This window comes from Paenibacillus sp. RC73 (assembly GCF_044908085.1).
In the GTDB taxonomy this organism is placed as follows: Bacteria; Bacillota; Bacilli; order Paenibacillales; family Paenibacillaceae; genus Paenibacillus; species Paenibacillus terrae_A.
The window spans coordinates 175,267-186,348 of sequence record NZ_JBIYCV010000001.1; the positions used below are offsets into that span (position 1 = coordinate 175,267).

The window sequence follows — 11,082 nt, forward strand, 5'->3', positions numbered from 1 at the left end:
CACTTCTCTCCTCTCAATCACAATCAACGAAATCAACAAAACGTTCATCTACGAACCGATAAATTGGCGTATAGGCTCCAAGCTTATTAGCAACCGGATTAAAATCAATGTAATTCCGAATCTGAACTGCTTTTTGTGCACCTTGCTTAAGTTCTCCTGGAAAATACAGCCTGGTTCCCCGCGCGGCAACCAAAGGTGTCCATTTGTGTTCTTGTATGTCGTTGAGCTTTGATTTGGAAACATCCGCCGAACCCCAAAGTTTATGTTTTTCGTCGAGGCTACTCCAAATCCGTGGGCCTGACTGTTCAAAATCACCTGATAACTCGACCTGATCTGATAGATTTACTTGATCATCCTGATCGTCAGAAGCAGAAGCGTGACTATGATTGTCTTGTAGCAACCGCAAACGGAATTGTTGACCCACACGAAGGGCTCGAAGCTCCTGATCCACATTGAAAATTCTCAACTCACGTAATTGCTTCACATCTTCTATTGATTTTAACTCCTTAACGTCCCAAGACTGAGCATGACCCATCCATAGTTGCTGATTATAATACCGACCTATAGCTACCTGATCATTCATGACCCCATATACATAAGTTTCTGAGGTATCGCTTGGCATGACAAACCACTGCTTTAACAATTCAAGAAGATTACTTTCTTCTACTGTCTTGTAAGATACAAAGGTTCTTTGTTCCATGATGGTTAATGTACTCATGTATTCGCTCCTTGCTCTATATGTTCAGCTTGACACCACTTCAAGGCAGCAAGATAGTAAGGGCTATATGCTGATTCTAGTAAAGGCTGTCCGTCCAGGGTAATCGGTTTAGTGCTATCTTTTGAAAATAATCCACGTCCAATTGCTGTTTCCCCACCGACTGCAAGCAAGCCTTCTTCCAAGTCACGCACAATCCACAGTAGTAATCCACAAATAGCCGCATCTGAAATCAGGTAGCTTGCTCTTTCCCAACGTAGCACTAGCTCTGTAGCTCCACCCACCCAAGGTATAGACGTGAACAAAGCACCTTCAACCGTTCCTCCGGTGAATCGATCAATTTTGTTCCTCGTCATGGTCAGTGGGTGCCCACCCGCTACGACGGATTCCTCTACTCGAATGAGTGATGCGATAAGAGAGTTGGAATGGGTTCTACCATTGTCATTTCTTTCAGCACCGATACGAGTCCCAAATAATTTCTCCAGCTTCCCTCGTCTCATTTGCCCATCTGTCACACCCACTTCTTCGAGCAGAACATTAAGGCGTTCTCTGATGGCACCCATCCAACTGGTTCCGGGGATCACTGCTGGATTCTCCTGTCCGTTCCCTGCTTGGCTACTCTTACGAAGTTGCTCAAAAACTGGAACCCCATTTTCCTGAAAGCCTTTTGTCAAATAACTGCGAATCATAAGGGTATGACGAATTCGCAATGGCACCACCAGCTTGCAGTACCTTGAAATATCGTGATCTCCCACACGTACAAAACCTGGAAGCTTACTGCTACCTGCTTGCCACTGCTTGATTTCCGTTTGTTTGTCAAAAGCATCCTTATGTCGCCAATTCCATACAAGCCATTTCGTTGCTTGGCTTCGGTCGGTGTAATCAAATCGGCGCATATGTACCTGGTTAATCTGTAATTTACCAAACCCCCGGCGACCTTTGGCTCCAATTGTAAGATCACCGCTTACCAAACCATCTATTAATTTCATTAAAAGATTGGCCACTGATACAGCAATATCTACATGTCCGGACTGTTGTCCAAGATGAAGGCTGTCGGTATCTCGTCGCAGCCATTCCAATCGCAATATAAAGCCTGCGCCCGCTTCAACCATTTGTACTTCGTATTTCCCTTCATCTTCTGCTGACTTATAGGAATCAAGCTTAACTCCATCACGGATTCCTATCACTGCGCTCTCATCTTCCAAAGACATATCATAAATGATCAACCGGCTTTGTTGTCCAGCATCCGTAAGACCCGTTGGAGTGGATATTGCTGAAGATCCGCCGAATAGAAAATGAAGAACCTGCTGAACAACAGATTTGTTGTCTGCCCCTTGTACATTCTCTTGCAAAAAATGACGGAATGCGCCCGCTAATGCACTTCCAGGTACGAAAGGACGACCCGTATAATCGACAATGACGTCACTATCTGTATTCCGGTCATCACCCGAGCCTGCAAGTAAGGGGGACCCCAGACGACCTGTTAATTGGATGCAATATCGCTCGGTAATCTTACCCGTTAGTTTGAGATGCTCTGTAGGCTTTGATTGCTTATTCATTCTTTTCTCCCCTCACCTTCCATATCAGCGTTCTAAAGTACCCCTCTTTAAAGGCTTTGCTATTCAAATTCCCTTTTTGAAAAATTTCAACGACCCCCTTATACCGGGACTTCACTTCTTCAACAGTCATTTTTTGGAGTTCTTTCTCTAAGGTTTCTTTAGTGGTCAAGCTTTGGAATAAGTCCCGTAGCTGATGAAGCTTGGTCAATCCAAGCCCCTCGGTTTTCACTTTTCCAGCACATTCCCGTCCTTTTGCATAATCGCGATCATACGTGCTGATTCGCTTTTCCAGCTTTTCATACGCAGAATCTGATTGAAGCTCGTCTTGTATGGAAAGACCTTCACCTTGTTGATGATCATCAGCATAAATAGTAGTGACATTCCATGCTTCTGCTGCTGTTGGAGCAGCTATTACCTTAACTTGCCCACAGCCTTCCTCGGTCAACTCTCCCCAGCGTATTTGCTCAATTTGTTCAGGCCCTACCGTTAGTGTATCTTCCAGTGTGATCGTGAACACCGAACCGACGTCCAGCATTGGACGTTGCGGTTTGGGCATACGCCATTTCGAGTTGTAACCCGAGACTGTACCAAATTTCAGTTGGAGTTCTGTAGTCTTAATGTCAAGAGCAAGCCTTGTCTTCAATTCTTCCAGGAAGAAAGCAGGATTCGCCTCCACGCGCCCACTTGCATCAGCCAGAACTAGTGGTGTGAGCAGGCTAATTGTAAAACAATTCAAAGGATTCCGCTGCCCACCCACGGACATCAATAGATTAGGCTGTGAAGCTACAGAATCTGCCTTAAAAGTGACATTCCCATACTCTGCTGTACGAGAGCGCCCTAGCCGAAGCTGGTTACCGTTTTGCTTAATACATGATAATAGTTTATTTAAATCTGCTATATTTCCACGAAGCGTCCCTGAGAAGGATTGATCCTTTTTCAGTGCTACATACTGATAGAATTGCCCCATATTAGGGCCATGATCAGAACCCAGTGCATGTCCATATGACCGATCAAGTGGTCGTGCATGATGCATACGCACTTCTTTTTCCGGCTCGTATTTCAGTAGTTGTGTAGTTTCTGAACTTCCTTCTGTTGAAAGTTGATCCAGATAGACATAGGAGTTAATGCCTCTAAACTCCATATTATTCAAATTTTCATTACTAGAGTTCCAGTTCGCTATATTTGCCTTATCGTAAGCTGCTTCTTCGTTTTTAACACCTTGCCAGCTAACTGGACAAGGAATGAATACTCTGTCAGCTACGGTTGGAAAAGCATATCCGAACTGCACGCCTCCATTCAGAAAGATTCGAGCAAAATCTTCATTCGTATGGGCTTTTCCACCCAGCCCCTGCTGGTTTATATACATCCCTGCCAGTGCCCCCAACATAGCCGAGCCTGGAATGCAATTCGCACTACTGTAATATAGCCCGCCTTGACCAGGGATTAATACCGGCTGGTCCAGGTGCAATGTATACGGCAGTTCCGTGATTTTCTCTGGAGGACCGGAAAGAATGGGGGTTATTTGCTGTTCTTGTTGCATCTCATCCTCTGATTCATTGATCCAGATTAGCTGACAACTGACCTCACCTAGCCCTCTTGTATTCCCTAGCCCTATTCCACGTAAGCCATTGACACAATCTGTTAGTAATTTTACATAGTTTTTAGTTTTATTCGACCGATTTTTCTTGTCGCTCTCTTTACCGTTACCAAGACTTTCTTGAATGATAACTTGACTTCTGAGAACTATCCCCTTATGCAACACACGTATTGTACGTAATGAATGGGGTTGTGCGGTTCCGCTAATCGGGTCCATTGCAGTGCGAGTACGTAATTCCGTTAGTTCATTGAGAATATTCTGCTGTTCCTGTTGGGACCTACTTTGAGCCTGACTTAAAAATCGGTCATAATCTTCAATCCGGACGACGTTACCTCCTGAATCTTTGTCGGGGATTTCGTAGAGATGAGCGTCATGAACTTGTAGTAATCCACCATGCTGTTGCCCAATTGTTCCAAAAAGAGCGTTCATCTCAGAAGAACCAGCTATCCCCCAATCGAGCAAATTCTGCCCAACGGCGCGTAGACAGCCTTTAATTCGCTTGGATGGAATGATAGGCAATCCCGCTTCAGTCGCTATATCTGTATCCACCATCCCAGCGATACTATCACCTGTAGCCGCACATAATTCACTATGAAGTGTAATTTCTAACCATGCTTGTATCATTGAGTCTCCCCCGCTCCGTCCAAACTAAACACCGCTGACTTATACAAATCTATCAACTCAAGTGCATCAAAAATAGTCGCATGTGGGTGGTCAGACAGTTTCTCTTCAGCATAGTCCAATTGCCCAACATTATTTTGCTCCTTAGTTTGATAAAGCTGCTTAAGATGCAGGTTTCGAGAACGCAATTCGTCGATTAAAATATCCAGTTTCTCCCCATTAGCAAGATACTCACGATAGAGTCTGTTCAACCACGTACTCGGCCAAGTACTCTCCTGATCGCTATGCCCCTGAATATGTTCCAAGCATGTATGCAGCAAGTTAAATGAATCGGCTGCCATTGGATCTGTTGATAATTTTGGAGCCGACACGAGATACGGGCGACCGTACTGTTCATCTTTTTTAAAGGTGAGATTGTTACGAATGTCCTTCAACTGTTGTACATAGCTTCCCCGAACCAAATGAAAGTCCAAATAGCTATCACTTTCCCGGTGACAGTCCTTCTCTTTGTGTCTCTTCTTTTTTGCTTCTTTACAGCATTCTTCGGCAATATCATAGGCAATGCTGAACGGAAAGTGACTATGTACTATCGCAATTCCAGCACAGGCAGACAACGAAATGCGTTTATCTTGTTTATCCAACTTAAGCTTCGTTGATTCCAAATCCTGTAGAAACGCCGCCGCCATCGGAACCGCCAAATCAGCTCGGCAAATAAATGTTAAATCGTCACCATCCATAATCAAGGGTCGAATGGGTAACATATTTTCCTTTAAGATTGAATCAACACATGCAATATGTTTGATGACTCGGTAGAAATTCTCACGGTACCCCTCGGATATCTCCAACGAAAGTTTCCTCATTTCTACAACAGCTTGTGCATACGAAACATTATCATTTTGCAATACTTCCATCTTATTCTTAAGCTGCTGCCCCATCCCATTACCATCAATATGTACAACGGCTACATAACCATCCTCTCCAGTTGAGCGAACCATATCTTTCATTTCAAAACCCCACTTCAAACCCTTCAATTCTTTAGGCAAAGGGAATATTTCATTGAAGTGGCTGCTAGCTTCACCCACTTTTAGACGTTCATCATCCGCCGCCTGACGTTTTAGAGTCTGGACTGTCGAAATCCCTTCTCCGCTCTTCCTGTCATGAGAGGTGACCGGTAATCCGCCAAAGCTCTCTTGCTCGGATATGGGAAAAGCACCCGCCGGACGTTGACGCAGCATACCCGCTTTAACCCGCTCCAACTCCCCCTCCAGTCGCATTCGGTCAGTACCGAACTGATCAGATTTACCAAAGTTAGTCTCGATATGCGCCACTGCCATGGAAAGTGTGTATGTTGTCTCAATGATCCGCTTCGCAAACTCAATATTCACCTGTTGAAAGTAATTCCGATCTCTGTATGCAACAATGGCACTCCCCCCACCGATATATACAATTTCAGCCGCTAATATAGAATCCTTATGTGCAATATCAAAAGATTCCTCGGCTTCTCGTTTACTTTCTCCTACCCTCTGATACCATTCGAGTTTCACTTGGGCTTGGGTTTGGTCAGCAACAGCTTGCATGACTTCCGGCAAGTCATTTTTCAGGATTTCCCCTACAATACGAGATGCCCCAACATTCTCGCGCAGTCGATTGGAGGCAAAAATATATTCCTGAATACCACTGATGTCATAGATCGCAAGCAGTCCTTGTGTGGAGGCTGTCATCGTTTCGTTTCACCCTTTTCTTTATTTTTTTGTTCCTTCTTTTGTTCTTTTTCCTGTACTATTTTTTTGTACTTGGCATAGTTTTCGTTGAACATTGTCGCATAAGCTTGATGTGGAAACGGGATGGGATTGTTGATCAACATAAGTAGTTGGTTCAGCTGGAAGGTTAGAGACAGAAGAACGTTTTCTACTTTTTCATCAGTGTCACTCACTTTTAATGAGGATAATTTCTTGCCCATCGGCTTGATCGCGTTCTCATTCACAAGTTTTTTATATTTTTCCTCATCCACTTCCCCATAGCGATCAAGACCGTAATGATTCAAATCTTTATACCACTCGCTGTAGTCTTTATCTTCGTTTTTTATTGTTTTTTGTAGGGCATTCTTCTCACCCACATTTAACACGATGTCAAATTTCTCATAAGTAGCTTTAGTAATATTTGCACCTTCTACAGATGTACAGAGAATCAGGATTGGGCGTGTCGAGGTCTGCCCCTTAGGTGGTGTTGATTGCTCCAGTCCATTGTCACACAAGCCACCGATTATGCGATAGACAGAGTCAAGGGATGTTTTCAGTGGCTTTATCGTCCCTGCCCAGTCACTAGCATTGCTAGTAGATTTACTCTTACATTGAATTGCTACCGCAACTGCCTCAATGGGGATAAACTTTATATTTCCAAAACAAAAAATATACGGGGTGTACTGTTCATCAAAAATAGCTAAATCTACTTCCGCCGAAATGTTGCCAAATGAATCAATAATAAACACACCCTGGTCAATACAAAACTTTTTGGGGATCATAGATCTAAACAATTCGCCCCATACTAGTTCACGAGTAGTCCCAGTGGTTAGATTATGATTAGGGATTTTGAGCTTTAATTGTCTAACAATCGCTGCCTCCTGATCAGTATAATTTTCTGTAATAGCTTGAATTGTTTCTACAGGTGATACATGCGATTCAGTTGAATCTTTTTGATCTGTTGTTTGTGTTAGCTTACTCATTTTCAGCTTCCCTCTTCCTAATTATAATTCACCTGATAGTGCCCGAATCCAATCGTGGCGTTTTTCCCAATATGAAGTTGTTCGCCAGCTTTAAGAATTGGTGTAAAAGGTGTTAAATCCCCCTCGTACTGCGCCCAGCCTTTGATGGCTGGAAGAGGCAGTTTTCCCCCTCTGGTCATAGAATAACGTTCAAAATCCACCTGTTTCCAATCTGCTGCAACGGTTCTAATTTTGTTCGCTTCATTCAACATCGCCTGCTCATCCCATTGCAGGATGTGACCTGTATAGGCGTGCGAAAGCAACGCAATCCTCCGCGTAAGAGAATGAATCATCTCCGCAAAAGTTAATTGCCTGCGCAATTGCTTACTTACCAATATGCGAACCGGGCTATCAAAGCGGACGACGGCAGTATGAGCACGACGTTGCTCACAACTTAGTGGACGTGGTAGACAATTCCTCATCCATAATTTACTTGAACTCCAAATCAGAGCCTGACGTTCAGGGTCTATGATCTGCTGAAGTCGAAAGGGTAGTCTAGCCGATCCCCAACCTTTATTTTCCATTTCTAGTAGTGCATCAATAAAAAGACCTGCATGTTCCGTTGCATCACCAATTAGCGTGATATCGAATTGGCACTCATCCTGTGGTTCCCATCGTAGCTTGTCTCTGGTAAGTGAGTGAATCACATAAGGATTTACAGCACCTGCTTCATTTCCTGGTGAACAAAAGTTTTTAGCATAAGCACAGTCTGGCGACAGTTCACATTTATGACATTGTACATTAGGTCGCGTGCACACAAATTCCCGGATACAATGACCCATAATCCCACGTAACGTAGAACCCAGGTAGAGAGGTAATTCTCCTTTGCCCTCAGCGGTAAAAACCACTCGAAGTGTTAAAGTATTGATGTGTTCAAACATGTTGATCTCCCAACTGTATTTTTTTCAGAGAAATTCTTCGTACCCTTTTGATCCCTTGAAATGCCTCTGCATAAGCATAGTGAGAGAATAACATGGGATTATTAAGCAGCATTAGGAGCTGGCTCATAGACTTAGTAGATTTGTTCTCCTACCCTTGCTTCTTCAACAAATAATATCCCACTAAGAAATACGACTTCAAACCTAGTTCCATACAAATCCTATTAGATGAATATACAAGCCTAAAGTACCAGTAATATGAAATATTATACCTTCAAAAGACAATAATAGACATATTATTCTTCGTAATTCTACATTTTCATATTTACTAGATTTTCATCAATCATAAAAAGCCCATTCCAACCGTATTTTCGTACAGTCTCGAATGAGCTCTTCATATAATTCTTATAATTTCTCTACTAATGCTTGGACTTCATCGTGGCAAGATAAATCACTATGTTTATTATGAAAAAATTGGTTCCACAATCGACAGCCTGTGAAATAGCGTAAGGTACCACACGATATGTTCATGTCAATACTTGAGACACTACACTGATTATACCAATGCTGAACTGACAGTAATTTCAATCCACGCACTCCATACAGAGTGCGACATGCATGAAACTGGGAACGGCACATCTGCTGCCGTATTTCAATCCACGCACTCCATACAGAGTGCGACCCCTGCTGGATCGGCGTTTGCTCGGTCTATTGATTTATTTCAATCCACGCACTCCATACAGAGTGCGACTCATAATTGCTCTTATTTTATTTAAGTGAGGTGAGTCATTTCAATCCACGCACTCCATACAGAGTGCGACGAATTGGCCAACATTTTTCACCTGGGCCGTAAGCGTAATTTCAATCCACGCACTCCATACAGAGTGCGACGTTGACGAGGATATATGGGTGCGGAAGTGTTTAGCAATTTCAATCCACGCACTCCATACAGAGTGCGACCAAGCATAATTTGCTTGTCTACTGGATCAGGGAAGGATTTCAATCCACGCACTCCATACAGAGTGCGACATTAGCACCCCGGAAAACCAGTATTCGCGTATTTTTATTTCAATCCACGCACTCCATACAGAGTGCGACCCTCATTGCAAGCATTGGGTTGATCTGAGAATGAGAATTTCAATCCACGCACTCCATACAGAGTGCGACTTTCATTCGCCTGGTGGCCGATATAGCCCAATGGATTTCAATCCACGCACTCCATACAGAGTGCGACGATGCACGAACTTTATGATTATTACATAATTAAAATTTCAATCCACGCACTCCATACAGAGTGCGACATTTAAGACTGCAAGCACCATTGCCTACGCAAATCGTCATATTTCAATCCACGCACTCCATACAGAGTGCGACGATGATTTAAGTAAATACTTGAAGGATGCAATCATTTGATTTCAATCCACGCACTCCATACAGAGTGCGACTTTATCTGTCATTGTTGTTCCTCCTTACTTCTCCATATTTCAATCCACGCACTCCATACAGAGTGCGACCTAAGTAGTCACCTCCTGCATTATTGTCGTCACTGCGATTTCAATCCACGCACTCCATACAGAGTGCGACGATGGGTACAAAGATTCCGATGAGTTGATTAATATTTCAATCCACGCACTCCATACAGAGTGCGACTTGTTTTAAATCTTCAATACCTGGGGCAGCTAAAACAATTTCAATCCACGCACTCCATACAGAGTGCGACTTGGGATTGGCGGATACAACCTCATGGTTCTGAATATTTCAATCCACGCACTCCATACAGAGTGCGACCGAGCTGTCATAATGACCTCTTTTTTGCCTTGAAATTTCAATCCACGCACTCCATACAGAGTGCGACCATGCTGTGCGTTTGCCCTCCCGGTCTTCTGGATGATTTCAATCCACGCACTCCATACAGAGTGCGACGGGAGGGTGTTTATGAGATTGGATTTATTAAACATATTTCAATCCACGCACTCCATACAGAGTGCGACTTGAAGGCTGCCGACTTACATAAATACCTGTTGTTGTAATTTCAATCCACGCACTCCATACAGAGTGCGACCTCCATGCTCTGACTTTTTGGTCTTGTCCAGTTCATATTTCAATCCACGCACTCCATACAGAGTGCGACCCGATCAGTCCCAACGCGGTATTTATTTTGAGGACGATTTCAATCCACGCACTCCATACAGAGTGCGACGCACACATTACCACAGCTCGGGGAAATTCATAAATTTCAATCCACGCACTCCATACAGAGTGCGACTTAAACAACATAGTTAAGAACGGGGAATATGTAGGTGAATTTCAATCCACGCACTCCATACAGAGTGCGACGTTGCTCCCGTTCGGCTGATTGGGATGGCTGAACAGGATTTCAATCCACGCACTCCATACAGAGTGCGACGCATCAGGATGCTTTTGATGGACGTTCCTGATGGTCTATTTCAATCCACGCACTCCATACAGAGTGCGACAGCGAAAATACAGAAATTGATACCCTTATGATATCAATTCCATACATTTTCGCAAAAAACGATGCTAAAAAAGTTTGAATCCACCCTTGACTTCTATTATAGAAAGTGGATTCTAATCCTTTTCGACAAATTTCGAGGTGCGAAGGATCCGGGGTTTTTATGTGAGCTTCACATTCGCACCTTACAGAATCAGCGGGCTTTCCATATCGTAAGCTTCTTTTGCACCCATATGCTCTACCTTCTTTTTATAGTTATCTCCTAAATTGTAGAAACGCAGGCTGTCTTCTTTTTTGTCTATCAATTCTTCTAATTCATACTTCAAACGGCGAAACTGGGTCGAATCCAAAATGCACTCAAACACGGAATTTTGTACCCTTTGTCCGTGATCTACACACTTTTTTGCAACCTTGGCCAATCTTTTTCTGCCTTCCCTGTCTACTGTGCTTACATCATACGTAATTAGAATTAACAAGA

At 43.4% G+C, this 11,082-nt stretch carries 7 protein-coding genes and 1 CRISPR repeat array; all 7 genes read right to left on the reverse strand.

All coding sequences use genetic code 11. From position 1 onward, the window contains the following. Nucleotides 1–13 precede the first annotated feature (13 nt). Complete coding sequence (csx19, locus tag ABH897_RS00820; RefSeq protein ID WP_283655709.1) at nt 14–718, reverse strand: type III-D CRISPR-associated protein Csx19; 705 nt, start codon at nt 716–718, stop codon at nt 14–16. Beyond that, entirely contained in the window at nt 715–2,274 is a 1,560-nt protein-coding gene (locus ABH897_RS00825) for an RAMP superfamily CRISPR-associated protein (protein WP_283655708.1), read from the reverse strand. Before ABH897_RS00825 ends, csx19 begins: the two co-directional genes overlap by 4 nt. Further along, nucleotides 2,267–4,495: an RAMP superfamily CRISPR-associated protein gene (locus ABH897_RS00830; RefSeq protein ID WP_404590967.1), complete on the reverse strand. Its 2,229-nt coding sequence runs from the start codon at nt 4,493–4,495 to the stop codon at nt 2,267–2,269. The genes ABH897_RS00825 and ABH897_RS00830 overlap by 8 nt, the downstream gene beginning before the upstream one ends. Continuing rightward, nucleotides 4,492–6,213, reverse strand: a complete 1,722-nt coding sequence (locus tag ABH897_RS00835) for a Cas10/Cmr2 second palm domain-containing protein (protein ID WP_404590969.1) — start codon at nt 6,211–6,213, stop codon at nt 4,492–4,494. The genes ABH897_RS00830 and ABH897_RS00835 overlap by 4 nt, the downstream gene beginning before the upstream one ends. Next, nucleotides 6,210–7,214, reverse strand: a complete 1,005-nt coding sequence (locus ABH897_RS00840) for a DUF6602 domain-containing protein (protein WP_404580046.1) — start codon at nt 7,212–7,214, stop codon at nt 6,210–6,212. Before ABH897_RS00840 ends, ABH897_RS00835 begins: the two co-directional genes overlap by 4 nt. A 17-nt stretch (nt 7,215–7,231) precedes the next feature. Next, nucleotides 7,232–8,134 carry a CRISPR system precrRNA processing endoribonuclease RAMP protein Cas6 gene (gene cas6 / locus ABH897_RS00845; RefSeq protein WP_283655705.1) on the reverse strand — a complete coding sequence of 301 codons (903 nt, stop codon included), beginning with the start codon at nt 8,132–8,134 and terminating at the stop codon, nt 7,232–7,234. Nucleotides 8,135–8,712: 578 nt separating this feature from the next. After that, nucleotides 8,713–10,608: a CRISPR direct-repeat array (repeat unit 33 nt; unit sequence ATTTCAATCCACGCACTCCATACAGAGTGCGAC). Between the two features lie 181 nt (nt 10,609–10,789). Further along, on the reverse strand, nt 10,790–11,080 hold the full coding sequence (cas2, locus tag ABH897_RS00850) for a CRISPR-associated endonuclease Cas2 (RefSeq protein ID WP_014281197.1): 291 nt from the start codon (nt 11,078–11,080) through the stop codon (nt 10,790–10,792). Between the last annotated feature and the right edge of the window lie 2 nt (nt 11,081–11,082).

Coding starts and splice junctions, on each gene's coding strand:
- csx19 (WP_283655709.1), bottom strand. CDS start 718: ATGAGTACATTAACCATCATGGAACAAAGAACCTTTGTATCTTACAAG.
- ABH897_RS00825 (WP_283655708.1), bottom strand. CDS start 2,274: ATGAATAAGCAATCAAAGCCTACAGAGCATCTCAAACTAACGGGTAAG.
- ABH897_RS00830 (WP_404590967.1), bottom strand. CDS start 4,495: ATGATACAAGCATGGTTAGAAATTACACTTCATAGTGAATTATGTGCG.
- ABH897_RS00835 (WP_404590969.1), bottom strand. CDS start 6,213: ATGACAGCCTCCACACAAGGACTGCTTGCGATCTATGACATCAGTGGT.
- ABH897_RS00840 (WP_404580046.1), bottom strand. CDS start 7,214: ATGAGTAAGCTAACACAAACAACAGATCAAAAAGATTCAACTGAATCG.
- cas6 (WP_283655705.1), bottom strand. CDS start 8,134: ATGTTTGAACACATCAATACTTTAACACTTCGAGTGGTTTTTACCGCT.